This window comes from Streptomyces sp. NPDC034043, assembly GCF_055575675.1.
The window spans coordinates 338276-363836 of the sequence record NZ_JBVISF010000002.1; the positions used below are offsets into that span (position 1 = coordinate 338276).

Genomic DNA, 25561 nt, shown 5'->3' on the forward strand with positions numbered 1-25561 from the left:
CCCCTAACACGCGTGGCGGGCGGCTGCCGGGCCTTCTTCGGCGTCCGACCCGAACGGATCATGGATTTTGCCTTGATCAACGCAATGTGATGGATTGATCACCCAATGCTTCCGCCCGCTCCGCGAAGGAATGCCCATGCGCACGGTCCGAGAGTCGGTCCTCGACGTCCTCCGAACCCGTGGGATGACCACGGTCTTCGGCAATCCCGGATCGACCGAACTGCCCATGCTCAAGCAGTTCCCGGACGACTTCCGCTACGTACTGGGGCTCCAGGAGGCCGTGGTCGTCGGCATGGCCGACGGTTTCGCCCTCGCCTCCGGCACCACCAGCCTGGTCAACCTGCACACCGGCCCGGGCACGGGCAACGCCATGGGCGCGATCCTGAACGCCCGCGCCAACCGCACCCCCATGGTGGTCACCGCCGGCCAGCAGGTCCGCGCCATGCTCACGATGGAGGCCCTGCTCACCAACCCGCAGGCCACCCTGCTGCCGCAGCCCGCCGTGAAGTGGGCGTACGAGCCCCCGCGCGCGGCGGACGTCGCACCCGCGCTGGCCCGCGCCGTGCAGGTCGCCGAAGCCCCGCCGCAGGGCCCGGTGTTCCTCTCCCTGCCGATGGACGACTTCGACGTGGTCCTGGACGAGGCCGACGACCGGGCCGCCCGGCGGACCGCGGGCCGCACCGTGACGCACGCCGCCGCCCCCTCCGCCGAGGCGGTCCGGCAGCTGGCCGCCCGCCTGGCCGGCGCCCGCAGCGCCGTCCTCGTCGCCGGCAACGACGTGGACGCCTCCGGGGCCTGGGACGCCGTCGTGGAACTGGCCGAGCGCACCGGCCTGCCCGTCTGGTCGGCGCCCACCGAGGGCCGCGTCGCCTTCCCCAAGTCCCACCCGCAGTACCGGGGGACGCTCCCCCCGGCCATCGCGCCGCTGTCCCGCTGTCTGGAGGGCCACGACCTGGTCCTGGTGATCGGCGCCCCGGTTTTCTGCTACTACCCCTACGTCCCCGGCGCCTACCTGCCCGAGGGGGCGGAGCTGGTGCAGCTGACCCGGGACGCGGACGAAGCCGCCCGCGCCCCCGTCGGGGACGCGCTGGTCGCCGACCTCGCCCTGACCGTACGGGCCCTGCTCGCCGAGCTGCCCGTACGGCAGACCGCGGCCCCGGCGGCGAGGATCGAGCGGGCCGAGTCCCTGGAGGAGGCCGACGGCGTGCTCACCCCGCTCGCCGCGATGACGGCCATCGCCCAGGGAGCACCCGCGAACACCCTCTGGATCAACGAGTCCCCGTCCAACCTGGGCCAGTTCCACGACGCCACGCGCATCGACACCCCCGGCTCCTTCCTCTTCACGGCGGGCGGCGGCCTCGGCTTCGGCCTCGCCGCGGCCGTGGGCGCCCAGCTCGGCGCGCCCGGCCGGCCCGTGGTCTGCGTGATCGGCGACGGCTCCACCCACTACGCCGTGCAGGCGCTGTGGACCGCCGCCGCGTACAAGGTGGCGGTCACCTTCGTCGTCCTCAGCAACCAGCGCTACGCGATCCTCCAGTGGTTCGCCCGGGTGGAACAGGCCCAGGGCGCCCCCGGACTGGACATCCCGGGCCTGGACATCACCGCCGTCGCCACCGGCTACGGGGTCCGCGCCCACCGGGCGACCGGCTTCGGCGAACTGACCAAGCTCGTCCGCGAGTCGGCCCTCCAGCAGGACGGCCCGGTGCTCATCGACGTACCGGTCACCACCGAGCTCCCCACCATGTAGCCCTCCCCCACCCCTGCGCCCCGTTCCGCCGCACCACACCGCCCCGGAAGGCCCGCATGCCCCCCACCAGCGACACCACCTCCCTGCTGCTCGGCAGGCTCCGCTCCGCGCTCCCCCCGGAAGCCCTGCTCACCGACCCGGCGGAACTCGCCGCGCACTCCCGGGACTCCGCTCCCTTCTCCGAGTGCGGCACCCCCGCCGTGATCGCCGTCCCGCGCACGGCCGAGCAGGTCGAGCACGTCATGCGCACCGCGTACGCACTGGACGTCCCCGTCGTCCCCCAGGGCGCCCGCACGGGCCTGGCCGGCGCCGCCAACGCCGTCGACGGCTGCGTGGTGCTGTCCACCGCCGCGATGGACCGGATCCTGTCCGTCGACCCCGCCAACCGCCTCGTGCGCTGCGAGCCCGGGGTCACCACCCGGCGCCTCGCGGAGGCCGTGGCCGAGCACGGGCTGACGTACCCGCCGGACCCGGCCTCCTGGGACCGCTGCACCATCGGCGGGAACATCGCCACCGGCGCGGGCGGCATCTGCTGCGTGAAGTACGGGGTCACCGCCGACTACGTCCTCGGGCTGGACCTCGTCCTGCCCGACGGGCGGCGCCTGCGCACCGGCCGGGACACCGCCAAGGGCGTCGCCGGATACGACCTGACGCGGCTGATCGTCGGCTCGGAGGGCACCCTGGCGGTGGTCGTCGGCGCCACCCTCGCCCTGCGGCCCGCCCGCCCGCCGGCGCTGTCGCTGCTGGCCCAGTTCCCCAGCCTGACCGCCGCCGGGGACGCCGTCGCCGCGATCACCGCGGCCGGCCACACCCCCTCCGCGCTCGAACTCCTCGACCGGGCCACGACGCAGGCGATCGCGGACCTCGGCACCCACCCGCTGCTGCGCCCCGGCAGCGCCGCCACCCTGATCGTCGAGAGCGACACCGCCGCCCCCTCCTCGGACCTGTCCGCCATGGAGATCCTCTGCAAGGAGGCCGGCGCCGAGCACGTCGCGGGCTCCGCCACCAGCGAGGAGGCGTACGAGATCATCGAGGCGCGCCGGCTGGTCAGTCCGGCCCTCGCCGCGTACATGGCCGCCCGGGGCGGAGGCCTCACCGCCTTCATCGAGGACGTCGCGGTCCCGCGGACGGCCCTGCCCGGGCTGATCGGCCGGATCGAGGAGATCGCCGAGCGGTACCGGCTGAAGATCTTCACCCTCGGTCACGCCGGGGACGGCAACCTGCACCCCACGGTCGTCTTCGACGAGTCCGACGCGGACGAGCTCCGCCGCGCCCAGGAGGCGTACGACGCCATCATGGCCGCCGGCCTCGAACTGGGCGGCACCACGACCGGCGAACACGGCATCGGCACGCTGAAGCGGGACTGGCTGGAGCGCGAGCTGGGCCCGGTCTCCCTGGAGCTCCAGCGCGGCCTCAAGCGGCTCTTCGACCCGAAGAACCTGCTCAACCCCGGGAAGGTGGTCACGGTATGACGCAGTCCATCGACGCCCCGGACAGCGCGCGCGGCGAGGCGGCGGCGCTGCCCCCCGTCCGGGCCGGTCTGGCGGAGACCGTCCGCTTCGTCGCCACCCACACCCTGCCCGTCTTCGTGCGCGGAGTCGCCAGCCCGCGCTTCCCGGTCATGGCGCTGTACTCCCGCGTCAACCAGCCGGCCTGGTCGAACGCCACGCTGCGGGCGATGCGGGCCCGGCACCGGGGCGCGCCCGTGATGGTGCGCGCGCTCTCCGGCGAGATGCTGGTCCTGTTCGACCAGACCGACATCCGGCGGTTCTTCGAACAGCCCGTCGCGGACCTCGCCATGGACGCGGACGACAAGTACGCCAGCCTGTCCGTCTTCGAACCCACCGGGGTGATCTGCTCGCATGGCCAGGTGCGCGAGGACCGCCGCCGGGTCAACGACCACGCGCTCGCCGCGGACCAGCCGGTGCACCCCTCCTGCGCGGAGTTCCGGACCGTCGTCGAGGAGGAGTGCCGGCGGCTCACCTCCCGCTCCGTCGTCGACTTCCCGCTGCTGTGGAAGACGCTGACCCGCATCTCCCGGCGGGTGGTCCTCGGCGACCAGGCCTCCGACGACCAGGAACTGTCCGACTGGCTCGCCACCCTGCGCGGCCATGCCAACTGGATGGGCCGCAGCAAGCCGGAGGCCGCCAAGGCGCTCTACTCCAAGATCGAGGCCCGGATCACCCGGTACGCCGCCGACGCGCCCGCGCACACCCTCGTCGCCCGCGCCCTGGCCGAACCCTCTCCGGAGGGCACCGACCCGCTGGGCCAGACCCACCACTGGCTGCTGGGCATCGACCTTTCCGCGCCGGTCGTCGCCCGGACCCTGCTGCTGCTCGCGCACCACCCGGCCGAGCAGGACGCGGCCCACGCCGAGGCGGCCGACCGCGTCCCCGGGCTGCCGCGGCTGCGGGCCTGCCTGGAGGAGTCGGTGCGGCTGTACCCGATCGTGCCCGATCTCGTACGGGTGACCCGTACGGAGACCGAGTGGCGCGGGGTGCGCTACCCGGCCGGCACCAACGTCCTGGTGCCGATGGGGTTCCACCAGCGCGACCCGGAGCAGGTCGACGGCGGGAACCTGTTCGCGCCGGGCCGGTGGCTGGCTCCGGACGTCCACCGGGACACCCGGGTGGCGCCGTTCAGCCACGGCGGCGCCCGCTGCCCGGGCGAGTACGTCGCCCTGCTGCTCACCTCCCTGGTCTGTGCCGAGGTGCTGCGCGGCCACCGCCTCACCGGGGCCCGCCCGGTGCTCGACCCGGGGCGTCCGCTGCCGGGGATCCTCGACACGGCGGGCATCCGGCTCCGCCTCGGCCGGCTGTAGGAGGAGTCCGACATGACCGAAGCCGACGCGTCCGTCACCCAGCCGGACATCGCCTCCCTGCACCACGTCTGCCGCGAACTGGCCGAAGCGGCCGACGCCGTACGCGACGCCGCGCGCTACGCCTCCCGGATCGCCCTCGGCTCCCGGCTGCCGCTGGCGGCGGCCGGTCCCCGCCGGTCCCGCGCCGCCCAGCGCGGCCTGCTGCGGACCCTGATGGACCCGGAGGGCCTGGGCTGGGCCCCGCAGGGCGGCGGCCCGCTCGCCGGGGCGCTCTGGCTGGCCGGGGTGCTCACCAGTCGCGAGAGCCTGGCCGTCAGCCTGGCCGTCGCCGGGCTCAAGGCGCGGATCCGGGCGGCCGCCGTGCGCCACCCGGAGCTGCTCGACAACCCCACCACCTCGCGGCTGCTGCGCGCCATCGACGAGGACCGCCAGGCCGAGGCGGTACGCCTCTTCAGGGGGCTGCTGACCGAGAAGGGCGCGGAGTACGCCCTGGCCCTGCTGGCGCCGTCCTTCACCGACATCATGGCGTGGAACGCGCTCACCGACGAGAACCCCTTCAACGACACCGCCGGCTGGCAGATCGCCACCGGCCGGCCGCTGACCTCCGACTACCTCCTGGGGGTCGGCAACTCGGTGTGGACGTTCCTCAACCGGGGCCGCGGCCGCGCCGAACCGCACACCCCCTCGGCCGCGCTGCTGGGCAGCATCGACACCTCGGGCACCATCGTCGGCTACGTGCGCAACATCGGCCGGATCGGCTCCCGCGGCATGCTCCTCGTCCAGCAGGTCTCCGGGCCGGACGGCGAGCGCCGGTTCGTCGTCCAGCTGCCCGGAATGGGCCCGAGCTTCAACCAGGAGAGTCCGCAGGACCTGCTGGGCGCCATCGACGCCGTGGGCGCCCTCGACACCACCTACACCCGCGCGGTGGTCAGGGCCCTGCGCCGGCTCGTCCCCTCCGGTTCGCAGGTCGCGCTGGTCGGCCACAGCCAGGGCGGGATCACCGCGATGAACCTGGCGGCGAGCCGCGACTTCAACGCGCTGTACACGGTGACGCACGTGGTGGCGATCGGGTCGCCCATCGACCAGAAGCGGGCCGCCGATCCCCGCACCCGGGTGGTGTCCCTCGTCAACGAGCACGACATCGTGCCGAGCCTGGAGGGCCGCTCCTCGGTGTCGCCGTACGAACTGCCCAAACAGTTCACGGAGTTCACCTGGACCGACGACACCCACGCCTTCCCGCTGTGCCATGCCGCCGAACGGTACGCGCACAACCTCGAACACGACGTCCCGCACGCGCGCACGCACGTCGACTCCGAGCTCGCCGCCTTCCGCGGCCGGGTCACCGGCACGCACCTCTTCACCCTCCACGACCGCTGAGGACCCCGTATGACCGACACCGACCCCCGCACACCCCCGACGGATACGGCGCCGGCCGCGCCGGAACTGCCGTCGCAGACCTCCCGCCGGCACCAGCCGCCGCCCGCGCCGCCGCAGCCGTACGGCCCGCCCGGCCTGCTGGAGCGGCTGGAGTCGGCGGCCTTCGCCCGGATCAACCGCACCCGCGAGTGGTACGAACTGCCGGGCCCGGTCGGGCTGCTGAACCTGTCCGTGATCCGCGGTGACCTGCGCCGGCACAACCTGCACGACACCTTCGGGGCGGGCGGTGAGCGCGACCGGCGGCCCACCAAGGACCTCGCGCCGTACCGCTCGTACGACGGCTCGGGCTACGACCCGTACGACGAGGACATGGGCCGGGCCGGCACCCGCCTGGACCGCAACGCGCCGCTGCACATGGCGTACCCGGACGAGGACGCGGCGCTGATGACGCCCAGTCCCCGCGAGGTCAGCCGGCAGCTGCTGGCCCGGCGCGGCTTCACCCCGGCTCCCACCCTGAACCTGCTGGCCGCCGCGTGGATCCAGTTCCAGAACCACGGCTGGGCCAACCACGGGGACAACGAGGAGGCCGAGCCCTTCACCGTCCCGCTCGCCGCCGACGACGACTGGGCCGAGCGGGGCGGCAGCTGCCCGATGCGGGTGCACCGCACCCGCCCCGACCCGGTCGCGCACACCACCCCGCACGTCCCGCCGACGTACGAGAACACCGTCAGCCACTGGTGGGACGGCTCGCAGCTGTACGGATCCGACGAGGCCCGCTGCCGTTCCCTGCGCACCGGGGAGCACGGGCACCTGATCGTCGACGGCGGGCGGCTGCCGGCCGATCCGCGGCCCGGGATGGACTGCCTCGACGCCACCGGGATGAACAGCGACTACTGGACCGGTCTGTCGCTGCTGCACACCCTCTTCGCCAAGGAGCACAACTCCATCTGCGATCTGGTCCGTTCGCACCACCCCACCTGGGACGACGAGCGGATCTTCCACACGGCGCGGCTGGTCAACACCGCCCTGATGGCGAAGATCCACACCGTGGAGTGGACCCCGGGGATCCTCGACCACCCCGTGGTGCACCGCGCGATGCGCGCCAACTGGTACGGGCTGCTGCCCCGCTGGGTCACCAGGACCTTCGGCCGGATCGGCGGAGAGGCGCTCAGCGGCACCCTGGGGTCCGGCACCGACCACCACGCCGCGCCCTTCTCCATGACGGAGGAGTTCGTGTCGGCGTACCGGCTGCACCCGCTGATCCCCGACGAGGTCACCGTCCGCGACCACCGGCGGGGGGAGCGGCGCGAGGTCATCGGCTTCGACGACATGCAGGGCGCGACCACGCGCACCGCGATCGACGCCTACGGGATGAGCGACCTGTTCTACACCTTCGGCGTCTCGAACCCGGGGGCCCTGGTCCTGCACAACCATCCGGACGCGCTGCGCAACCTCAAGCGGCTCTCCGGCGAACACATCGACCTCGGGACCGTGGACGTCCTGCGCGACCGCGAGCGGGGCATCCCCCGCTACAACGCCCAGCGGCAGATGCTGCGCAAGCGGCCCGTCACCTCCTTCGAGGAGCTGACCGGGGGCCACCCGGGCGACACCCCGCTGCTGCGCGAGCTCTACGACGGCCGCCTCGACCGGGTGGACACCCTGGTCGGGAACCTGGCCGAGCCGCGGCCGGCGGGCTTCGGCTTCAGCGACACCCTCTTCCGGGTCTTCGTCCTGATGGCCAGCCGCCGGATCAAGAGCGACCGGTTCTTCACCACGGACTACCGGCCGGAGGTCTACACGGCCGAGGGGCTGCGCTGGATCGACCGGAACTCGATGGTCACCGTGCTGCTGCGGCACCACCCCGAGCTGGCCCCGGCCCTGGCCGGAGTGACCAACGCCTTCGCGCCCTGGAAGGAGCGGTCGTGAGCGGACACCCCGCCGACGGCCTGCGCAGCCACGCCGCCGCCCTGCGCGAGCGGGCGGACCGGCTGCGCGGTGCCTGTGACGTCCTGGAGTGGAGGGGTCCGCAGGCCGACGCCTTCCGGGCCCGGGTCGAGGAACTGGCCCGGCGGTGCGCCACGGCCGCCGACGGCCTCTCCCGCTCGGCCGCCCGGCTGGACGGCCGGTCGGGCTGAGGCGGAGGGTGACGGCGAGGCCGGGGAACGTGGGCGGCGTCCAGGGCGGACGGGGAGGTCCGGCCGCTTACCGTGCGGGTGCTACTTCATGCGGTACTGGGCCTTCTCGGCGAGCCTGCCGTCCTTGAAGCAGAAGCGGAGCACGTCCTCGGTCTGCCCGTCGGCGGCGGAGAGGTACCAGGCGCAGACGCTGCCGGCGGGCTCCGCCGGGCCGCCGTCCTTGAGGGCGTCCTTGACGAAGGTGTCGCCCGAGGGCAGCTTCGCGCGGACCTCGCCCTCGGCGTCGCCGACGCGCACCTCCTCGTAGACCTTCGGGTCGAGCAGGGTCTTGTCGGCTATGTCGAGGACCTTGGCCGCCCCGAAGAAGAGCGCCACGAGGAGCCCCACCCCCACCACCAGGGCGATACCGCACCCGATGAGACAACCCTTGCGCTGAGCCATGGCCCCGTTCCTCCGTGCCCTCGACGTGGCGGTGCGGTGCGCACCGACGCGTCAGAGCCTCGCAGGGACGGGGCGGGCGCGCCGTACTCGAAAGTCGCGGGGCGGGGCGACCATCGTCGCTGCGTTCAGAGGTCCCGGGGGTCGGTGTTCGCCCCGCACAGGACGACGGCGACCCGCTCGCCCAGCGGCTCCGGCGCGGTGCGCAGGGCCGCCAGGGCGGTGGCTGCCCCGGCCTCGACCACGATGCGGTGTTCCTCCCACAGGGCCCGGCGGGCGGAGCCGATCGCCTCGTCCGGGACGAGCACCGACAGGCTGTTGCCGTGCCGGGCGGCGGCGTAGGCGTCGGCCGAGACCCGGGTGGCGCCGAGGGAGTCGGCCGCCACGGAGGACACGGGGACGTCCACGGGCCCGCCCGCCTCCAGGGCGGCGTTCAGGGCCCGGCAGTGTTCCGGTTCGGCCGCGACCACCCGGACGCCGTGTTCGCGGGCGGCGGTGGCGACGCCGGCGAACAGCCCGCCGCCGCCGACCGCGACGACGACGGTGTCCAGGCCGGGCAGCGCGGCCCGTACCTCGTCGAGCAGGGTTCCGGCGCCGGCGGCGACGAGCGGGTGGTCGTAGGCGTGGCTGCTGAGCGCGCCGCTCCGGTCGGCGAACTCCCGGCAGGCGGCGAGCGCTTCGGCGTACCGGTCGCCGACGAGCCGTACGTCGGCCCCGTAGCCGCGCAGCCGGTCGACCTTGACGCGCGGGGCGTTGGCGGGGAGGAACACGGTGGCGGGGACGCCCTGCGCGCGGGCCGCCCAGGCGCAGGCCAGGCCGGCGTTGCCGCCGGAGGCGATGGTGACCCCGGCGGAGGGGAGGCCGCCCGCCTCGCGGTGCGCGGCGAGGAAGTTGTGCGCGCCGCGGGCCTTGAAGGAGCCGGTGTGCTGGAGGTACTCCAGGGCGTACCAGACGCCTTCGGCGGCGGGTACCACGGCGGCGGGCCGGACGGCCCCGGCGGTACGGACGGCCGCGGCGCGGACGGCGGCGTAGTCGAGGTGCTGTTCCATGGGGGCGGTCTGCCTTTCGCGGTTCAGGACTCGGGCCGCCGGCCGGCGGGCCGGGCTGCCTCGATGAGCTGGCGCAGGGCGCCGTAGTACACCTCGTGGTCGGTCAGCGGGGGCAGTACGTCGCCCAGCGCGCCCGTGAGGACCGGGAACGCGGCCGGGTCCAGCGCGGCGAGGGCGGCCCGGGAGGCCGCGGTGGCCCCGGCCGGGTCGCGGTGGTCGACGAAGGCGGCGCTGCCCAGGGTGAGCAGGTACATCCGGCGGTAGACGGTCATGGCCTCGGCCGGGGTCATCCCGGCGGCGACGCTGTCGGCGAGGGCGGGTTCGACGAGGCGGGCCAGCAGCTGCCGGCCGAGCCAGGGCCGTCCGCCGCGCAGGACGAGCAGTCCGGGGTGGGCGGTGAGCAGCCGGTAGAGGGCGCCGAAGCGCAGTTCGGCGGCCTCGGCCCAGTCGGTGCCGGCGGGGATCTCGGGCAGCTGCCCGGCGAGGTGCTCGGTGCACAGGTCGAGCAGGCCGGCGAGGTCGGTGCAGCGGCGCTGGACGGTGGCGTGGGAGACGTCGAGCCGCTCGGCGAGGGCGCGGAAGCTGAGGGCTCCGGGGCCTTCCTCGTCGAGGAGGCGCAGGGCGGCGGCGGCGATGGCCCCGGGGGTCGCGCGGTCCAGGGCGGCTGATCTCCTCGGCATGGGATACATCGTATCAGCCGCCGTATCAGACGACGTATCGGCGGTGGTCGCGGGTCCGCGGCCCTCCCGCCCGCCGACCACGGACGTGTGACATCGACTGCGGCCATATTGCTGGTCATCAAGCCATAACCATCGACTTATGTTGACAGCGGGTAGTCGCACCGCTGCACTGGGCACGATCGTCCGCCGGTACTCCCCCACGCCAAGGAGGCCCCGTGCCGCCTCGCCCGCGCGCCTCGCTCCCCTGTCTGACCGCGGCCGCCCTGCTCGCCCTCGCGCTCGGCCCCGCCCCGGCGGCGGCCGAGCCGACCGCGACCTGGGACACCCCGCTCGCGCTCACCCCTCCGATGGGGTGGAACAACTGGGCGCACTACATGTGCGACATCGACGAGGCCACCGTGGTCGCCAACGCCGACGCGCTCGTCACCAGCGGCCTCGCCGCGAAGGGCTACGACACGGTGACCGTGGACGACTGCTGGATGCTGAAGGAGCGCGACGCGCGGGGGAACCTGGTCGTCGACGCCCGGAAGTTCCCGCACGGCATGGCCTGGCTCGGGGAGTACCTGCACGCCAAGGGGCTCAAGTTCGGCATCTACGAGGACGCCGGCTCCCTCACCTGCGAGCGCTACCCGGGCAGCGGTTCGCCCGAGGGCGGCGGCCCGGACCACTACGCCCGCGACGCGCGGCAGTTCGCGTCGTGGAAGGTGGACTACGTCAAGATGGACGGCTGCAACCTGTGGATCCCGCCCGGGAAGACCAAGGAGCAGGCCTACCGGGACGCCTACAACTCCGTGGCCCGGGCCCTGCGCGACAGCGGCCGGCCCATGGTGCTGTCGGCCTCCGCGCCCGCCTACTTCCAGCAGGGCGAATGGGGCGGCTCCGACTGGCACAAGGTCCTCGACTGGGTCGGGGAGACGGGCCAGTTGTGGCGCGAGGGCCGGGACATCAAGGTGTACGCCCCGAACGCGCCCGCCACCTCCCGGTGGAGCTCGGTGCTCGGCAACTACGGCTACAACCGCTGGCTGGGCCGGTACGCGGGCCCCGGCAACTGGAACGACCCCGACTTCCTGATCGCGGGCGCCCCCGGCCTCACGGACGCGGAGAGCCGCAGCCAGGTCGGGCTGTGGGCGATGATGGCGGCCCCCTTCATCCTGTCCTCCGAGGTGTCCGCGCTCACCCCGGGCGGGCTCGCGGCCCTCGGCAACACCCGCCTGATCGAGCTGGACCAGGACCCGATGGGCCGGCAGGGCGCCGTGGTCTCCTCCAACGCCACCTTCGAGGTGCTGGCCCGGCCGCTGGCGAACGGCGACCGTGCCGTGGCCGTGCTCAACCGCTCCGGCAGCACCCGGGACATCTCGGTGCCGCTCGCCGACATCGGACTGCCCGCACCCTGCGCGGTGGACGCCGAGGACCTGTGGAGCGGGCGGCGCGCCAGGGTGGCGGACTCCCTCACCGGACGGCTCGGCGCGCACGACACGATGGTCTGGCGGCTCACCCCGCGCGGCTGCGCCGAGGCGGTGCCGACCGGGCAGATCAACGGGCTCGGCGCCAAGTGCGCGGACGGGGCCAGTACCGCCGGGGCGGGCGCGGTGGTCCTGGGGACCTGCACCGCCGGGGCCGACCAGCGCTGGACCCTGGGCGGCGGCGGACGGCTGCGGCTGGCCGGAGAGTGCCTCACGGCACGCGCGGGCGGCCTCGTGGAACTGGCCGACTGCGCGCCGGGCCGGCAGGCCGGGCAGAGCTGGAGCCACCGGCGCGACGGGACCCTGGTCGAGGAGACGAGCGGGCAGTGCCTGACCGCCCCGGCCGCGCCCGCGACCCCCGACGCCCCGGCCGAGCGGCTGCGGCTGACCGCCTGCGGCGACCACCAGGTGGACCAGGCCTGGTCCCTGCCGGTCTGAGCCTCCGGCCGCCCCCGCCGCTCCGGCGGGGGCGGCCGCCCGCACCGCGCCCCGCCCCTCACCCTTCCGGGGGAACCTGGGCCCGGCCGCCCCCGCCCGGCCGGCGCGCTGGGTTCACTGGCCCGGTCCGGGGGCGGCCGCCGGAACGATTCGGCGGGCTCCCCCTCCCACGCCCCAGGGCCACGAGGCGACAGGAGAGCACCCACATGTCCGAGACCGCGCACGAGCTCACCCGGAACCCCGCACCGGCCGCCGGCATCACCGACGGTGTCGTCGAGCTGCGCAAGCGCCGCCCGGCCGGCCCCGCCCCGGAGGCGCGCGCCGCCGCAGGGAGCCGCGGCCGCGAGACCGTGCGGGCACAGCCGCCCGGGGCCGCGCACCGGTGACGGCGCCGGCGCTACCGTGACAGGACGGGGGGAGATGGCCGACCCGTCTCGGCGGAGGTGGCTCCGGATGACTCGTACGCGGCATCGGCCGGGGCGCCGCCCGTCGGCCCAGGCGGGCGCCGTCGGCGGACCGGCCGCCGCACTCGCCGGACTGGCCGCCGGGTTCGCCGGACTGGCGGCGGCGGAGCCGGCCGCCGCGCTCGTACGCCCCGAGGCGGCCCCGCTCACGGCGGTCGGCGGGGCCGTGGTGGACCGTACCCCGGCGGCCGTCAGGGAATGGGCCGTACGGGCCTTCGGCACCTCCGACAAGCTGGTGCTGACCCTGGGGACGCTGATCCTGCTGGCTCTGACAGCCGCCGCGGCCGGGATCCTCGCGGTACGCCGTCCCCGCGCGGGCTGCGCGCTCGCCGTGTCCGTGGGGCTGCTCGGGGCGGTGGCCGCGCTCAGCCGCCCCGAGGCGGCCTGGCAGGACGCGCTGCCCTCGCTGGCGGGCGGGGCGGTGGCGGCCGCAGTGCTGTACGTCCTGGCCGCCGCCCTGCGCCGGCCCCGCCCGGGCGCGGGCCGCTCCGGCGGGACCTGGCCGCTGGACCGGCGCGCCTTCGGCCGGCTGCTGGCGGCCACCGTGGCCGCCTCGGCGGCGGCGGGATACGCGGGCCGGCGTATCGGCGCCCACGGCTCGGCGGGGGCCACCTCCTCCCGGGCGGACCTGGTCCTGCCGCCCCCGGCCGTCCGGGCGGCGCCGGTACCCGCCGGGGCGGACCTGGGCGTGCCGGGCCTGGGGCCGTTCATCACCCCCGCCCGGGAGTTCTACCGCGTGGACACCGCCCTGGTGGTGCCCCGGGTGGACGCGGACACCTGGCGGCTCGACATCCGCGGGGACGGGGTCGCCACACCGCTGACGCTGACCTTCGCGGAGCTGCTGGCCCGCCCGCTGACCGAGCACGACATCACGCTGTGCTGCGTGTCCAACGAGGTCGGAGGCCCCTACGTGGGGAACGCCCGCTGGCTCGGCGTACGCCTCGCGGACCTGCTGCGCGAGGCCGGGGTGCGGCCGCCGTCGCGCGGCGGCCCCGCCGACCAGCTGGTGGCCCGCTCGGTGGACGGGATGACGATCGGCACCCCCGTCGAGACGGTCATGGACGGCCGGGAGGCGCTGCTGGCCGTCGGGATGAACGGGGAGCCGCTCCCCTTCGCGCACGGCTTCCCGGTACGGATGGTCGTCCCGGGCCTCTACGGGTACGTCTCCGCCTGCAAGTGGCTGCGCGAGCTGCGGCTGACCACCTTCGACGCGTACGACGCCTACTGGGTGCGCCGGTCCTGGGCGCGGCGGGCGCCGGTCAAGACGCAGTCCCGCATCGACACCCCGCGCCCCTTCTCGCGGTTGCCGGCCGGCCCGGTCGCGGTGGCCGGGGTGGCGTGGGCACAGCACCGGGGAATCGCCCGGGTGGAGGTACGGGCCGACGACGGGCCCTGGCGGGAGGCCCGGCTCGGCGCGGCGGACGGGGTGGACACCTGGCGGCAGTGGCTGTGGCCGTGGGAGGCGGCGCCCGGGCGGCACACCCTTCAGGTCCGGGCCACCGACGGACAGGGCGCGGTGCAGCCGGAACAGCGCCGGGGCACCCTGCCCGACGGGGCGACGGGCCGGCACTCCGTCACGGTGGACGTGCGCCCCTGACGGGGGCCGCGCCCGGCAGAAGACGTTGCACGCGCAGGCGGCCGTGTGGGGCGCCTCGATGGGCGCCATGATCGGCCCGCATCTCCTCGCCAGTCACCCCGAGCGGCTGACGACGCTCGTCGCGGGCGGCGCCCACGCCGGCCCGGTCACCGTCGGGCCGGCTGAGGCGGAGGCGGAAGCCGCCGTGTTCCTCACCGGCCGGAAACCTCCCTGAGCTGCGCTTCGATGAGACGCGACCAGAGTTCCGTGTGGTCAGAGACCCGCCCGGCCCGCGGGGCGGGCCAGGTGGAGCCGGGTGTGGAAGTGTCCCGCCGACTCCTTCCCTTCGGGGTCCTCGCCGAGGGCGGTGACGGCGGCCTCGGCGAGGGCCTGCTCGCGGGGGTCGGTGAAGCGCCGCTGGGGACGGGTGTCCGGGGCGCGCACGACGGCCAGCCCGTACGACTCCATGCAGGCGGTGATGGCCCGGTAGTCGTGGGTGCGCAGGACGAAGGCCGCCACCGGGACGGGGGCGCCGATGGCCGTGAGCAGCCGGGCGAAGGTGCGCCCGGTGAGGAAGGTGGTCCCGCCCGTGACGGTGATCAGGCCGACGCCGGGGAGGGAGCGGCGCAGCGGCTCCCCCGGCTCGGCGGCCTCCAGGTCCTCCGCGTAGCCCTCGTCGAGCAGCCCGGCCGCCAGGGCGTACCGCACGGCGGGCCCCGAGATGTCGGTGCCGATGACCCGTACGGCGTCGGGGCGGCGGCGCCCGGCGTAGAAGTCCCGGTCGCGGAGGATGAGTTCGGCGGTGGTCAGGCGCGCGGCGGACGGTGAGGTGTAGTGCGCGTACAGCTCGTCCAGGGTCACGTCGTGGTTGAGGAGGGCCGCGTTGATCCCGTACGAGCAGCAGACGTCGAGCACCGTGCGCCGGCCCGGTGCGAGCTCGCCGGCCAGGGCGCGGAACACCGGCTGGGCGTGTGCGGGGGTCTGGTAGGCGTACGGCTGGAGCCGGGTGAAGTAGCCGCGCGGGTCGGGCAGTCCGTAGACCTCGTCGAAGCCGGTCATGGCGGGTGCGTTCATCGGCCTGTGCCTTCCTGGGGGCGGGGGCGCGGGGGCGCGGGGGCGCGGGGGGCTTCGGGGGCCGGGGTTCCCACGCCATCCAGCCGTACCCGCGCCACGCCGGAAAGAGCGCCGATCCGGCCACGGTGCGCGGGGCGGCGGGCGTAGGGTCGGGGCGTGCGCGACGACGAGCGGGACCTCGAGGGCAGGGTGGCCCTGGTGGCCGGGGCGACGCGGGGCGCGGGGCGCGGGATCGCGGTCCAGCTGGGGGCGCGGGGGGCGACGGTCTACGTGTCGGGACGCAGTACCGCCGGGCGGCCCTCGGAGTACGGCCGTCCGGAGACGATCGAGGGGACGGCCGAGCTGGTGACGGCCGCCGGCGGGCGGGGCGTCGCGGTGGTCGCGGACCATCTGGTGCCGGACCAGGTCGAGGCGCTGGTGGGGCGGATCGACGCCGAGCAGGGCCGTCTCGACGTGCTGGTGAACGACATCTGGGGCGCGGAGCACCTCTTCGAGTGGGAGAGCCCCGTCTGGGAACACGACCTGGACCGGGGGCTCCGGCTGCTCCGGCTGGCGATCGACACCCATGCCGTGACCAGTCACTTCGCGCTGCCGCTGATGCTGCGCGAACGGGGCGGTCTGGTGGTGGAGATGACGGACGGTACGGCCGAGTACAACGCGACCCGCTACCGCAACTCCTTCTTCTACGACCTCGCCAAGTCGGCGGTGCTGCGGATGGCGTTCTCCCTCGGGCACGAGCTGGGTCCGCGCGGGGCGACGGCGGTGGCGCTGACCCCGGGCTGGCTGCGTTCGGAGATCATGCTGGAGACCTTCGGGGTGACGGAGGACAACTGGCGGGACGCGCTGGAGAAGGTCCCGCACTTCGCGATCTCCGAGACCCCCTCCTACGTGGGCCGCGCGGTCGCGGCGCTGGCGGGCGACCCGGAGGTGTCCCGCTGGAACGGGCAGTCCCTCTCCAGCGGGCAGCTCGCGGGCGTCTACGGGTTCACGGACCTCGACGGGAGCCGGCCGGATGCCTGGCGGTACCTGGTCGAGGTCCAGGACCGGGACCTGCCGGCGGACACCACCGGCTACCGCTGAGCCGCCGACGGCCTCCGGGGGCGGGCGGGCCGGTTTTCGGGCGGAGGTGCCGAAACGGGTGTACGCATGGTGCGTACACCGTGCGCACGGGTGGGTAAGGTGGGGGGTATGTCCTCTCCAGAGCAGCAGACCTCCGCGCCCGTGCCCTCCGTGTGGACCCGGCCGCGCCGCCAGAAGGAACAGCCCGCGCTCAGCCAGGAGCAGATCGTCGCCGCCGCCGTGCGGCTCCTGGACGCGGCGGGCATCGAGGCGCTGAGCATGCGCAGGCTCGGCGCCGAGATGGGCACGGCCGCCACCTCGCTGTACCGGCACGTGGCCAACAAGGACGAGCTGATCGAGCTGGTCGTGGACCAGGTGTACGGGGAGCTGGAGCTGCCCGAGGGCGGCGGCCCGGACGGGTGGCGCGAGGCGCTGTCGCAGTGCGGGCACAGCCTGCGCGACATGGTGCTGCGCCACCCCTGGGTGGCCTCGGTCCTCGGCCAGGTCGGTCTGGCGTACCTGGGACCGAACCTGATCCGGATGTCGGACCGGCTGCTGAGGCTGGCCCTGTCGGCCGGGTTCCCGGCGGCCGAGGCGGACCTCGCGGTGAAGGCCGTCATCTCCTACGTCATCGGCGCCACGACCAGCGAGGCCTCCTACCTCTCGCTGCTCGCCCGCAGCGGGAAGAGCGAGGCGGAGTGGCTGGAATCGTTGCTGCCCGCCGCCGAGGCGGCCCTGGAGGACCACCCGGTGGTGAGGGACCACGCCTACTCCAAGCACGGCAGGGATCCGGAGCGGCTGCGGGAGGAGAACTTCGACTACGGGCTCCAGCGGGTCCTCGACGGTCTTGCGGCCCGGCTCGAGCGGGGCTGAAGCGGGAGGCGCGGCCGGGCGGTCCCGGCCGGCCCGGTCGCCGCGGGCGGGAAGCGCGGAAACCAGGGCCCGTGGGCGGGGGGCCGCCGGGGCTGACACGGGAGGCCGGGGGGCCCGGGCCGGCGCGCGGTCGCTCCGGGACGCCCGGTGACCCGGATCAGCCGCGGCCGGCCGGCCCGTGCTCCGGGAAGGTCAGTTCGCGGCCCTCGCCGAGCGGGGCGAAGTGCCGTTCCACCGAGGCCTGCCGGACCTGGAAGAGGGCGGCCGGGGACCAGCGCGGGCGCCGGTCCTTGTCGATCACCTGGGCCCGGATGCCCTCCACCAGGTCGGGTGTGGACAGCGCGGCGGCGGAGACCCGGTACTCCTGCTCCAGCACGCGCTCCAGCGAGTCCAGTTCACGGGCGCGGCGCAGCGCGGCCAGGGTGACCTTGAGGGAGGTGGGCGACTTGGCGTGCAGGAGCTCCGAGGCCTCCCGCGCGGCCGGCAGACCGGAGCCGCGCAGCCGGGAGTGGATCTCCTCGACGGTGTCGGCGGCGTAGCAGCGGTCGATCCACTCCCGCTCGGCGGCGAGCGGGGACCCGGGGAGGGTCGCGCCGCCGAACTTGGGCAGCACCTCGGCCACGGGCGCGGCGGTCAGCTCCCGGGTGAACTCCTCCAGCCAGTCGGAGGGCAGGTAGTGGTCGGCGAGTCCGCACAGCATGGCGTCGCCGGGGCCGATCGCGGTGCCGGTCAGGGCCAGGTGGGTGCCGAGTTCGCCGGGGGCGCGGGAGAGCAGGTAGGTGCCGCCGACGTCGGGGACGAAGCCGATGCCGGTCTCGGGCATGGCCACGCGGGAGCGTTCGGTGACGATGCGGACGCCGCCGTGGGCCGAGAGCCCGACGCCGCCGCCCATCACGATCCCGTCCATGAGGGCCACGTACGGCTTGGGGTAGCGGGCGATGCGGGCGTTGAGCCGGTACTCGTCCCGCCAGAAGCCGAGGGAGCCGGTGGTGCCGGCCTTCGCGTCGGCGTGGATGGCCCTGATGTCCCCGCCCGCGCACAGGCCGCGCTCACCGGCCCCGCGCAGGAGGACCTGGCTGACGGCCGGGTCGTGCTCCCAGGCCGTCAGGGCTTCGCCGATCCTCAGCACCATGGAGTGGGTGAGTGCGTTGAGGGCCTGGGGACGGTTGAGGGTGATCAGCCCCGTACAACCGTCGGTCTCGATGAGAACGGTGTCTTCGGTCACGTCCGTCAGTATGTCGCTTCCGTCGCCATATGAAGATCGTTTCTAACGATCTTGTCAAGTCTGATCGGGTTTGCGGCGAACGGGCGCACGGGCACCGGCGGTCCGGCGAACGGGTGGCGGACCGGCGCGGTCCGGAGGCTCAGGACGATCCCCGGGGAGACATTTCCAGCCAGATGTGCGGGGACAGCGCGCGCAGGAAGCCGACGGCATCGAACATCCGGCCCGCGGAGGCGACGCCGACCACGCGGGTGCGGCCGCCGAGGACGCGGTCGAGTGCTTCCACGACGAGGGGCGCGGTGACGGCGTAGATGTCCTGCCCGCGCGCGACGGCGCGCCGTTCGGCGCCGCCCGACCGTACGACGGCGTCGACGAGGAAGGTCTGGTCGGACCGGCCGCTCTCGTCGGCGGCGGCCGGCGCGGGCGTGTCGGGCGCGACGACGTCGCGGGCCGCCTCGGCGGTCATGTACGTGGTCACGTCCGGGACGGACAGGTGGCTGGGGATGGTCACGACGTCGGCCATGGTGAACTCCCCGATCACCCGGCGCGGTCCCATGGGCTCGGGGAAGGACCATTCCAGGGCGGGCGGGGCATCGGTGCGGCGCTCCCAGCGGCCTCCGGTGTAGCGCAGGCGGTGGTCGCCGCGCCGCTCCCGGGAGACCGCGCCGGACAGCCTGGTGCCGGCGGTGGGGTGCCAGTGGCTCAGTCCGTAGGCGACGTGCGCCGAGTCGGCCTCGGTCCAGTCGCCCATCGCCGCCGTGGCCAGCAGGTCGCCCAGACCGCCGAAGAAGGCCATCGCCGGGACGATGAGCGCTCCCGCTTCGCGCGCCCGGTCGGAGAAGTGCGCGAAGGTGTCGAGGTTGGCCTCGATCTCGGCCGCGACGTCCAGGTACGGAATCCGCGCCCTCAGGGCGGCCTCGATGACGGGGGCCGTCGTCGACGCGAACGGCCCGGCGCAGTTGATCACGGCGGACGTACCGGCCAGGGCGCGGTCGAGGGAGGCCGGATCACCGGCCGACGCCACGCGGGCGTCGAGGCCGGCCTCGTGCGCCTGCGCCTTCAGCTTGTCCGCGTCACGTCCGCTGAGCACCGGGGTGTACCCACGCCCGAGCAACTCCGCCACGACGAACCGTCCGGTGTGCCCGTACGCACCGAAAACCGCCACCCGCTGCTCCGACCCCATGAGTCGCTCCCCGTGTCCGCTGGTCCGCGGCTGCTCCGCGGTGTTCCGTCCTGGACATCCTGTCGTCGGGCAGCCCCTCCCACGAGCGTCCGGAACGACACGCCTCGTACACTTCCGGACATGCATACCGTCGCGCTGGCCGTCACCGACGGCATGCTGCATTTCGAACTGTCCCTGGCGACCGAGGTGTTCGGCTCGGACCTGACCCACCTCGTGGACCCCTGGTACGACTTCTCCCTCTGTGGCCCCGGCTCCGTGCGGATCGGCCGCTACCACGTGGACATGGACCACGGACTCGATCACCTCCCGCACGCCGACACCGTGATCGTCCCCGGCTGGGCCGACACGGACGTCGAGCCGCCCGCGGCACTCCTCGACGCGGTGCGCGCGGCCCACGCGGCGGGCGCACGCGTGGTGTCCCTGTGCACGGGCGCGTTCGTGCTGGCCGCCGCGGGCCTGCTGGACGGCAAGCGCGCCACCACGCACTGGGCCCACACGGGGGAACTCGCCCGGCGCCATCCCGGCGTCACGGTCGACCCGGACGTGCTCTACGTCGACGACGGCGACGTGCTCACCTCCGCCGGCAAGGCCGCCGCCATGGACCTGTGCCTCCACCTCGTCCGCCTCGACCACGGCTCGGCGAACGCCAACAAGATCGCCCGTCGGCTGGTCGTGGCACCGCATCGCGACGGCGGGCAGGCCCAGTTCATCTCCACCCCGGTTCCCGATCCCGGCAACCATCCCCTCGCCGGCCTCTTCCCCTGGGTCCTCCGGCGCCTGGACGAGCCGCTCACCGTGGAAGACCTGGCCCGACAGGCACGCATGAGCTCGCGCCACCTGGCCCGCCACTTCACCTCGCTCACCGGCACCACCCCGCTGAAGTGGCTCCACGCCCAGCGCATCCGCCGTGCCCAGGAGCTGCTGGAGACCACGGACGAGACCATCGAGGCCATCGCCGGCGCCACCGGCATGGGCACCTCCACCACCCTGCGACGGCACTTCCACCGGACCGTCGGCGTCCCCCCGGACGCCTACCGCCGCACCTTCCGCTCCGGCACCCGCCCCGGGCCCGAGCGCTTCGGCAGCGGGTGACACCGCACGGGCGGGGTCAGCTCCAGCCCGAGGTCCGCTCGAGCCGCGGGACCGTCACGGCGCGGGAGGACCTCCGCCGAGGGCGGCGGGGCACGCCACCTCCAGCCAGACGCACTTGCCGATCACCCCGGGCCGCGAACCCCACCTCCGGGCCAGCCGGTCGACGATCATCAGCCCGTGCCCGCCCGGCTGCCGCGGGTCCCCTCCCTTCCGGTCGGCGGGTCGCCTGGGCGGCGTGGGACTGCTGTCGGTGACCTCGATCCGCAGCCGTTCGTCCGTCCAGTCCAGGACGAGGGCTCCGGGTCCGCCGCCGTGCAGGCAGGCGTTGGCCACCACCTCCGACACCAGCAGCACCACGTCCTCCGCCGCCTCCCGTGCGGCCTGCCCCTTCGCCGGCAGCCAGTGCCAGGCCGTCAGCGCCCGCCGGGTGAAGTCACGGCTGCGCAGGACCGGGTCGGGCATCCCTTCGAGAACCAGGAGCCAGTTGCGTCCGGCCGCGCCACGCTGCTCCACGGCTCCCGCCCCCTCTCATCGGCCCCGTACGGATCCCAGCGCCTGGTCCACATCGGCGTGGACCGGGAAGACCCCGTCCGCGCCGGTGATGCGGAACATCCGGGCGACCGGGCCGCTCAGTCCGGCCAGCTCCAGGCTGCCGCCGGCTTCCTGGACGGCGAGGCGGCCGTGCAGGAGGGCGTTCAGGCCGGTCGAGTCGCAGAACTGCAGGCCCGCCATGTCCACCAGCAGCCGGCCGCCCCGGGCGGCCGCCGCGTCCAGGGCCTCGCGCAGCGGGGCCGCCGTGTCGTGGTCCAGCTCCCCGCCGAGGGTGAGCAGCACGGCCTCGTCCACCGTGCGCACCGCGACGGTGAACCGCTTGTCGTCCGTTCCGGAGACCATCCGGCATCACCTTCCGTCAGCTGCCCCCTACGCCTTCCCCGGCCCCGGCGCTCTATGCGGCGTGGTCAGACTCCCGGCGACCTTCCCGGGGGCCCTCGGTATGGCCCCCGAGGGGGCAGGCCGGCGCCGGAGCCCGGGTCTCCGTCCGCGCGAGGGCTCCTCGGTCACGCTGGGTGACGGGGCACATGGGGCGGGCGGACGACGGTGGCACGTGTTGCCTCGATGTCATTGTGCGTTCGCTCAGCGGAGGCTCAGATCCGGATAACGATGACATCACCGCGCAAGGGTCTTTGGGCCTGGTCACGGGCGAATGGCCGATTTGCCGGTGATGTTCGCCACGGTACGGAGCCGGACACCGTGGTACATCTTCTCGACCGCCTGCCGGACCACCCACGTCCGGGCAGGGGCGCTGAAGTCGGCCGACCGCCGGCATGCAACTCCATCAGCATCCGGGGGATCGGAACCCGGTCCGCAGCCGAGCACGGCGCGGATCGGCATGGAGCGGAAAGGCGCACCAGAGCATGACCTCGACGCAGGTCGAACACCACCACGGCGACGACAACGCCACCCCGGGCACCACGCCCGAGGAAGGCTACGAGCGCGGCCTCGGCAGCCGCCAGGTCCAGATGATCGCCATTGGCGGCGCCATCGGCGTCGGCCTCTTCCTGGGAGCCGGGGCGAACATCGCCAAGGCCGGACCCAGCCTCATCCTCATGTACGCCCTCGCCGGCGTCATCGTCTTCTTCATCATGCGAGCGCTCGGCGAGCTGCTCCTGTACCGCCCCGTCTCGGGCTCCTTCGCGGAGTACGCCCGCGAGTTCCTCAGCCCGTTCTTCGGGTTCGTGACGGGCTGGACGTACTGGCTCATGTGGGTGGTCACCGGCATGGCCGAGCTGACCGCCGCGGCGATCTACATGCACTACTGGTTCCCGAGCGTGCCCCAGTGGGTGACCGCCCTGATCTTCCTGGTCGTCCTGTACGTCGCGAACCTCATCTCGGTGAAGATCTTCGGCGAGATCGAGTTCTGGTTCTCGATGGTCAAGGTCACCGCCCTGATCGGCATGATCGTGATCGGCATCGGTGTCGTGACCTTCGGGTTCAGCGCGGCCGGTGACACCGCCGCGGTGTCCAACCTGTGGGCCTTCGACGGCATCTTCCCCAAGGGCGTCGGCTCCAGCCTGATGACCCTCCAGGGCGTCATGTTCGCCTACCTGGCCGTCGAGCTCGTCGGCGTCACCGCGGGCGAGTCCGAGAACCCGGAGAAGACCCTCCCGAAGGCCATCAACACCCTGCCGTGGCGCATCATCGTCTTCTACGTCGGTGCCCTCAGCGTGATCCTGATGGTCGTCAAGTGGACCGAGTTCCAGCCGGGCGTCAGCCCGTTCGTGGCGGCCTTCGCCAAGATCGGCATCCCGGCCGGCGCGGCCATCGTCAACTTCGTGGTGCTCACCGCGGCCCTGTCGTCCTGCAACTCCGGCATGTACTCCACCGGCCGCATGCTGCGCGACCTGGCCGCCAACTCCGAGGCGCCGAAGCTGCTGGGCAAGCTCAGCTCCACCAAGACCCCGGCCGTGGCCATCACCCTGTCCGCCGCCCTCATGGGCATCGGCGTGGTGCTGAACTACATCGTCCCGGAGAAGGCCTTCGGCTACGTCATGTCGGTGGCCACCACGGCCGGCATCTGGACCTGGCTGATGATCCTGGTCAGCCACATCCTGTACCGCCGCGCGGTGGTCGCGGGCAAGCTGCCCGCCTCCTCCTTCCCCGCGCCGGGCGGCACGATCTGCAGCTGGATCGCCGTGGCCTTCCTGCTGCTGGTCACCGTGATGATCGCCATCGACCCGGACAGCCGCGTCTCCCTGTACGTGGGCGCCGGCTGGGCGGTCTGCCTGGCCGTCGGCTGGGCCGTGCTGAAGTCGCGCAACCCGCAGATCGCGGCGCGTGCGGCGGCCGGCACCGACGAGGCACTGGAGCCCGCGGCCCGGTCCTGACCGCTGACCGCACTCCCCCGGCGGGGGCGTGCCGGCCCACCCCGGCCGGTGCGCCCCCGTCGGCGTACCCGGGCCGCGTGCCCGGGCCCGGGGTGCCTCAGGCCGCCTCGACGGCGAGGCTGCCCGTGGCGGCGTTCAGGCTGTCGACCACCGCCTCCAGGCTGCCCGTCGCCGCGTACACGGCCCGCTGGCGGCGGGCGCCGGTGCCGCGCCGGCGCAGTGCGGCCCACAGGGCTTCCACCGCGCCCAGGTCGCCGGCCTTCTCCAGCCCCGGCGCCGCCCGTTCCACCAGCCGGTCGACGAGCAGGTCGGCGTGCGCCGGACCGCCGGTCCACACGTCCAGGCCGGGTCCGTCGATCCCGTGCCGCGCGGCCAGGCGGTGGGCCACCCGCAGCACGCGATCGGGCGGCTCCGGCGGCGGTACGCCCGCGTCCGCCTCCTCGAGCAGCACCGAGGCGAGGCCGCGTACGAGGACGGCCGTCAGGACCACGGTGTCGAGATCGGCGTTGACGTCGGAGATGCGGATCTCCAGCGTCGGCACGTGCTCCGAGGGGCGGGCGTGCCAGTAGATCATCTTGCGGTCGAGCAGCACCCCCGCGCTGATCAGCCCGTCCACGTGCGCGAGGTACTGGCGCTCGTCGAGCAGCGGCGGCGGTCCCACGGTCGGCCAGGAGGAGTAGGCCACCGAGCGCCAGCTGTCGAGGCCGGTGTCGCGGCCGCAGACGAACGGGGAATTGCCGGTGATCGACTGGAGCACCGGCAGCCAGGGCCGCATCTGGTTCGCCAGCGCGAGGGCGCGGCCCCGGTCCAGGGAGCCCACGTGGACGTGGCAGCCGCAGACGAGGCGCTCGGGGCCCACGAGCCCGGAGAACCGGCTCGCCATCAGGCGGTAGCGGGCGTTGTCGGTGATCGTGAGCGGCTCGTGCGGCATGATCACGAGACTGCCGGAGGCGACCGCCAGGCAGCCGGCCCCGTCCGCGGCCCCGGCGACCGAGCTCCGCAGCCGCAGCAGCTGCGCGCGCAGGTCCTCCCGCTCGACGGCGGGCAGGGTGCAGACCTCCACCTGGGTCGTGTAGAACTCGGCCTGGACCTGACCGCCCAGCTCCGGGACCAGCTCGCGGATCACCTGCGGGGCCCGGTTCACCGGTGCCCTGCTGCCGCGGTCGACGAGGTGGAACTCCTCCTCCACCCCCATGGTCAGAACGTCCATCGGGTCCTCCTTGCCGAGTGCCCCGTACCTACCCGCAGGCCGTGCCCCCATGCCGGGCCCGGTCAGAAGGACACGTCCGCGGCGTCCCGTACCTCCGCGTCCATGTTCGTCTCCATCATGCGCAGTGCCGCGTCCGCCAGCTCCTCGTGGATGTGGGCCACGGCGTCGCGGACGACGGTCACCTCCAGGTGGCGGATGTGGGCGTCCAGCGCGGAGTAGAGGACGCACTGCTCGGTCACCTGGCCGCACAGCACCAGCCGGCCGACGCCGAGCCGGCCGAGGAGGTACGCGAGCGGGGTCTCGTAGAAGACCGAGTGGCGCGCCTTGACGACGAAGAGGGAGTCCTCGTCGGGCCGGACCGGCTCGACGAGGTCGGCGTGTGGCCCGGCGAGAGCCGTCTCCAGGATCTCCCCGTGGTGGGAGCGCCACAATCCGAAGTTGTCGTTCACGTAGATCACCGGGACCTCCCGCTCACGGGCGCGGCGGAGGAGGGTTCCGATGCCGGGCAGGGCGCGGCGCGCGGAGGGCAGCAGCCGCTCGGCGTCGGCGTACTCGTAGGTGTTGATCATGTCGATGACGATCAGGGCGCTGCCCGGCATGCCGCTCACCTCCTGGGTCCCCGGATCCGTGGGGCACCTGCCCTGGGGGCGGGCGAATACTCACGAAGGGCTCGGGAAGGCGCCGATTGTCTGTTGCACACCCTTGCTCCCCTTATCAGATCCCTTTCGGGCGGGTGGCCGCCCTGGTCGTCCCGCACCGGGGCGCAGGGCTGGTG

General features: G+C 74.1%; 24 protein-coding genes. 14 read left to right on the forward strand and 10 right to left on the reverse strand.

Annotated features, from left to right (window positions below; translation table 11 throughout):
* Positions 1 to 136 precede the first annotated feature (136 nt).
* From mdlC to ACZ51S_RS06225, 6 genes are read left to right on the forward strand one after another with little or no spacing between them, the layout of a single operon-like run.
* Positions 137 to 1747: a benzoylformate decarboxylase gene (gene mdlC, locus ACZ51S_RS06200; RefSeq protein WP_468959900.1), complete on the forward strand. Its 1611-nt coding sequence runs from the start codon at positions 137 to 139 to the stop codon at positions 1745 to 1747.
* Positions 1748 to 1803: 56 nt separating this feature from the next.
* Entirely contained in the window at positions 1804 to 3219 is a 1416-nt protein-coding gene (locus ACZ51S_RS06205) for an FAD-binding oxidoreductase (protein ID WP_468959903.1), read from the forward strand.
* Positions 3216 to 4568 (forward strand): cytochrome P450, encoded by a 1353-nt coding sequence (locus ACZ51S_RS06210; RefSeq protein WP_468959905.1) that lies wholly within the window; start codon positions 3216 to 3218, stop codon positions 4566 to 4568. Before ACZ51S_RS06205 ends, ACZ51S_RS06210 begins: the two co-directional genes overlap by 4 nt.
* Positions 4569 to 4580: 12 nt before the next feature.
* Positions 4581 to 5945: an alpha/beta fold hydrolase gene (locus ACZ51S_RS06215; protein WP_468802672.1), complete on the forward strand. Its 1365-nt coding sequence runs from the start codon at positions 4581 to 4583 to the stop codon at positions 5943 to 5945.
* Between the two features lie 9 nt (positions 5946 to 5954).
* Complete coding sequence (locus ACZ51S_RS06220; RefSeq protein WP_468959908.1) at positions 5955 to 7871, forward strand: peroxidase family protein; 1917 nt, start codon at positions 5955 to 5957, stop codon at positions 7869 to 7871.
* A complete protein-coding gene (locus ACZ51S_RS06225; RefSeq protein WP_468478919.1) occupies positions 7868 to 8080 on the forward strand; it encodes a hypothetical protein in 213 nt (70 codons plus the stop codon). Before ACZ51S_RS06220 ends, ACZ51S_RS06225 begins: the two co-directional genes overlap by 4 nt.
* 81 nt (positions 8081 to 8161) lie before the next feature.
* Here the strand turns inward: ACZ51S_RS06225 and ACZ51S_RS06230 are convergent, their stop codons facing one another.
* From ACZ51S_RS06230 to ACZ51S_RS06240, 3 genes are all read right to left on the reverse strand, one after another.
* Positions 8162 to 8521, reverse strand: a complete 360-nt coding sequence (locus tag ACZ51S_RS06230; protein ID WP_388931508.1) for a hypothetical protein — start codon at positions 8519 to 8521, stop codon at positions 8162 to 8164.
* 125 nt (positions 8522 to 8646) lie between these two features.
* Positions 8647 to 9567 carry a serine/threonine dehydratase gene (locus ACZ51S_RS06235; protein WP_468478918.1) on the reverse strand — a complete coding sequence of 307 codons (921 nt, stop codon included), beginning with the start codon at positions 9565 to 9567 and terminating at the stop codon, positions 8647 to 8649.
* Between the two features lie 23 nt (positions 9568 to 9590).
* On the reverse strand, positions 9591 to 10247 hold the full coding sequence (locus tag ACZ51S_RS06240; RefSeq protein WP_468478917.1) for a TetR family transcriptional regulator: 657 nt from the start codon (positions 10245 to 10247) through the stop codon (positions 9591 to 9593).
* 215 nt (positions 10248 to 10462) lie between these two features.
* Between ACZ51S_RS06240 and ACZ51S_RS06245 the strand changes: the two genes are divergently transcribed.
* The 4 genes from ACZ51S_RS06245 to ACZ51S_RS06260 all read left to right on the forward strand — a co-directional run bounded on the left by ACZ51S_RS06245 (position 10463) and on the right by ACZ51S_RS06260 (position 14423).
* Positions 10463 to 12148 (forward strand): ricin-type beta-trefoil lectin domain protein, encoded by a 1686-nt coding sequence (locus tag ACZ51S_RS06245; RefSeq protein WP_468959911.1) that lies wholly within the window; start codon positions 10463 to 10465, stop codon positions 12146 to 12148.
* A gap of 206 nt (positions 12149 to 12354) precedes the next feature.
* Entirely contained in the window at positions 12355 to 12534 is a 180-nt protein-coding gene (locus tag ACZ51S_RS06250) for a hypothetical protein (protein WP_388931498.1), read from the forward strand.
* A 67-nt stretch (positions 12535 to 12601) separates the two neighbouring features.
* On the forward strand, positions 12602 to 14209 hold the full coding sequence (locus ACZ51S_RS06255) for a molybdopterin-dependent oxidoreductase (RefSeq protein ID WP_468959913.1): 1608 nt from the start codon (positions 12602 to 12604) through the stop codon (positions 14207 to 14209).
* A 67-nt stretch (positions 14210 to 14276) separates the two neighbouring features.
* Positions 14277 to 14423 (forward strand): hypothetical protein, encoded by a 147-nt coding sequence (locus tag ACZ51S_RS06260; protein ID WP_468478915.1) that lies wholly within the window; start codon positions 14277 to 14279, stop codon positions 14421 to 14423.
* A 38-nt stretch (positions 14424 to 14461) separates the two neighbouring features.
* Here ACZ51S_RS06260 and ACZ51S_RS06265 read toward each other — a convergent pair whose 3' ends face one another.
* On the reverse strand, positions 14462 to 15262 hold the full coding sequence (locus tag ACZ51S_RS06265) for a hypothetical protein (RefSeq protein ID WP_468802677.1): 801 nt from the start codon (positions 15260 to 15262) through the stop codon (positions 14462 to 14464).
* A 156-nt stretch (positions 15263 to 15418) separates the two neighbouring features.
* Between ACZ51S_RS06265 and ACZ51S_RS06270 the strand changes: the two genes are divergently transcribed.
* Both ACZ51S_RS06270 and ACZ51S_RS06275 read left to right on the forward strand, forming a co-directional pair.
* Positions 15419 to 16342 carry an SDR family oxidoreductase gene (locus tag ACZ51S_RS06270; protein WP_468478913.1) on the forward strand — a complete coding sequence of 308 codons (924 nt, stop codon included), beginning with the start codon at positions 15419 to 15421 and terminating at the stop codon, positions 16340 to 16342.
* 108 nt (positions 16343 to 16450) lie between these two features.
* Positions 16451 to 17194: a TetR/AcrR family transcriptional regulator gene (locus tag ACZ51S_RS06275; RefSeq protein ID WP_468478912.1), complete on the forward strand. Its 744-nt coding sequence runs from the start codon at positions 16451 to 16453 to the stop codon at positions 17192 to 17194.
* 157 nt (positions 17195 to 17351) lie between these two features.
* Here the strand turns inward: ACZ51S_RS06275 and ACZ51S_RS06280 are convergent, their stop codons facing one another.
* Both ACZ51S_RS06280 and ACZ51S_RS06285 read right to left on the reverse strand, forming a co-directional pair.
* Entirely contained in the window at positions 17352 to 18428 is a 1077-nt protein-coding gene (locus tag ACZ51S_RS06280) for an enoyl-CoA hydratase/isomerase family protein (protein ID WP_468802713.1), read from the reverse strand.
* A gap of 130 nt (positions 18429 to 18558) precedes the next feature.
* A complete protein-coding gene (locus tag ACZ51S_RS06285) occupies positions 18559 to 19599 on the reverse strand; it encodes a saccharopine dehydrogenase family protein (protein ID WP_468478911.1) in 1041 nt (346 codons plus the stop codon).
* Positions 19600 to 19719: 120 nt separating this feature from the next.
* Between ACZ51S_RS06285 and ACZ51S_RS06290 the strand changes: the two genes are divergently transcribed.
* Positions 19720 to 20691 carry a helix-turn-helix domain-containing protein gene (locus ACZ51S_RS06290; RefSeq protein WP_468478910.1) on the forward strand — a complete coding sequence of 324 codons (972 nt, stop codon included), beginning with the start codon at positions 19720 to 19722 and terminating at the stop codon, positions 20689 to 20691.
* Between the two features lie 54 nt (positions 20692 to 20745).
* On the opposite strand, the gene ACZ51S_RS06295 is transcribed toward ACZ51S_RS06290, so the two are convergent.
* Together ACZ51S_RS06295 and ACZ51S_RS06300 are read right to left on the reverse strand one after the other, a co-directional pair.
* Positions 20746 to 21204 carry an ATP-binding protein gene (locus tag ACZ51S_RS06295; RefSeq protein WP_468478909.1) on the reverse strand — a complete coding sequence of 153 codons (459 nt, stop codon included), beginning with the start codon at positions 21202 to 21204 and terminating at the stop codon, positions 20746 to 20748.
* Positions 21205 to 21219: 15 nt separating this feature from the next.
* Complete coding sequence (locus ACZ51S_RS06300) at positions 21220 to 21585, reverse strand: STAS domain-containing protein (RefSeq protein ID WP_468478908.1); 366 nt, start codon at positions 21583 to 21585, stop codon at positions 21220 to 21222.
* Between the two features lie 521 nt (positions 21586 to 22106).
* Between ACZ51S_RS06300 and ACZ51S_RS06305 the strand changes: the two genes are divergently transcribed.
* Positions 22107 to 23576, forward strand: coding sequence for an amino acid permease (locus tag ACZ51S_RS06305; protein ID WP_468478907.1), 1470 nt, complete (start codon positions 22107 to 22109; stop codon positions 23574 to 23576).
* Between the two features lie 97 nt (positions 23577 to 23673).
* Here ACZ51S_RS06305 and ACZ51S_RS06310 read toward each other — a convergent pair whose 3' ends face one another.
* A complete protein-coding gene (locus tag ACZ51S_RS06310; protein WP_468478906.1) occupies positions 23674 to 24786 on the reverse strand; it encodes a carboxylate-amine ligase in 1113 nt (370 codons plus the stop codon).
* A 62-nt stretch (positions 24787 to 24848) separates the two neighbouring features.
* Positions 24849 to 25385, reverse strand: coding sequence for a cysteine hydrolase family protein (locus tag ACZ51S_RS06315; RefSeq protein WP_388931473.1), 537 nt, complete (start codon positions 25383 to 25385; stop codon positions 24849 to 24851).
* Positions 25386 to 25561 lie beyond the last annotated feature (176 nt).

Excerpts from the sequence above, each read along its gene's own strand:
- mdlC (WP_468959900.1), top strand. The coding sequence starts at position 137 with ATGCGCACGGTCCGAGAGTCGGTCCTCGACGTCCTCCGAACCCGTGGG.
- ACZ51S_RS06205 (WP_468959903.1), top strand. The coding sequence starts at position 1,804 with ATGCCCCCCACCAGCGACACCACCTCCCTGCTGCTCGGCAGGCTCCGC.
- ACZ51S_RS06210 (WP_468959905.1), top strand. The coding sequence starts at position 3,216 with ATGACGCAGTCCATCGACGCCCCGGACAGCGCGCGCGGCGAGGCGGCG.
- ACZ51S_RS06215 (WP_468802672.1), top strand. The coding sequence starts at position 4,581 with ATGACCGAAGCCGACGCGTCCGTCACCCAGCCGGACATCGCCTCCCTG.
- ACZ51S_RS06220 (WP_468959908.1), top strand. The coding sequence starts at position 5,955 with ATGACCGACACCGACCCCCGCACACCCCCGACGGATACGGCGCCGGCC.
- ACZ51S_RS06230 (WP_388931508.1), bottom strand. The coding sequence starts at position 8,521 with ATGGCTCAGCGCAAGGGTTGTCTCATCGGGTGCGGTATCGCCCTGGTG.
- ACZ51S_RS06235 (WP_468478918.1), bottom strand. The coding sequence starts at position 9,567 with ATGGAACAGCACCTCGACTACGCCGCCGTCCGCGCCGCGGCCGTCCGT.
- ACZ51S_RS06240 (WP_468478917.1), bottom strand. The coding sequence starts at position 10,247 with ATGCCGAGGAGATCAGCCGCCCTGGACCGCGCGACCCCCGGGGCCATC.
- ACZ51S_RS06250 (WP_388931498.1), top strand. The coding sequence starts at position 12,355 with ATGTCCGAGACCGCGCACGAGCTCACCCGGAACCCCGCACCGGCCGCC.
- ACZ51S_RS06255 (WP_468959913.1), top strand. The coding sequence starts at position 12,602 with ATGACTCGTACGCGGCATCGGCCGGGGCGCCGCCCGTCGGCCCAGGCG.
- ACZ51S_RS06260 (WP_468478915.1), top strand. The coding sequence starts at position 14,277 with ATGATCGGCCCGCATCTCCTCGCCAGTCACCCCGAGCGGCTGACGACG.
- ACZ51S_RS06265 (WP_468802677.1), bottom strand. The coding sequence starts at position 15,262 with ATGAACGCACCCGCCATGACCGGCTTCGACGAGGTCTACGGACTGCCC.
- ACZ51S_RS06275 (WP_468478912.1), top strand. The coding sequence starts at position 16,451 with ATGTCCTCTCCAGAGCAGCAGACCTCCGCGCCCGTGCCCTCCGTGTGG.
- ACZ51S_RS06285 (WP_468478911.1), bottom strand. The coding sequence starts at position 19,599 with ATGGGGTCGGAGCAGCGGGTGGCGGTTTTCGGTGCGTACGGGCACACC.
- ACZ51S_RS06290 (WP_468478910.1), top strand. The coding sequence starts at position 19,720 with ATGCATACCGTCGCGCTGGCCGTCACCGACGGCATGCTGCATTTCGAA.
- ACZ51S_RS06300 (WP_468478908.1), bottom strand. The coding sequence starts at position 21,585 with ATGGTCTCCGGAACGGACGACAAGCGGTTCACCGTCGCGGTGCGCACG.
- ACZ51S_RS06305 (WP_468478907.1), top strand. The coding sequence starts at position 22,107 with ATGACCTCGACGCAGGTCGAACACCACCACGGCGACGACAACGCCACC.
- ACZ51S_RS06310 (WP_468478906.1), bottom strand. The coding sequence starts at position 24,786 with ATGGACGTTCTGACCATGGGGGTGGAGGAGGAGTTCCACCTCGTCGAC.
- ACZ51S_RS06315 (WP_388931473.1), bottom strand. The coding sequence starts at position 25,385 with ATGCCGGGCAGCGCCCTGATCGTCATCGACATGATCAACACCTACGAG.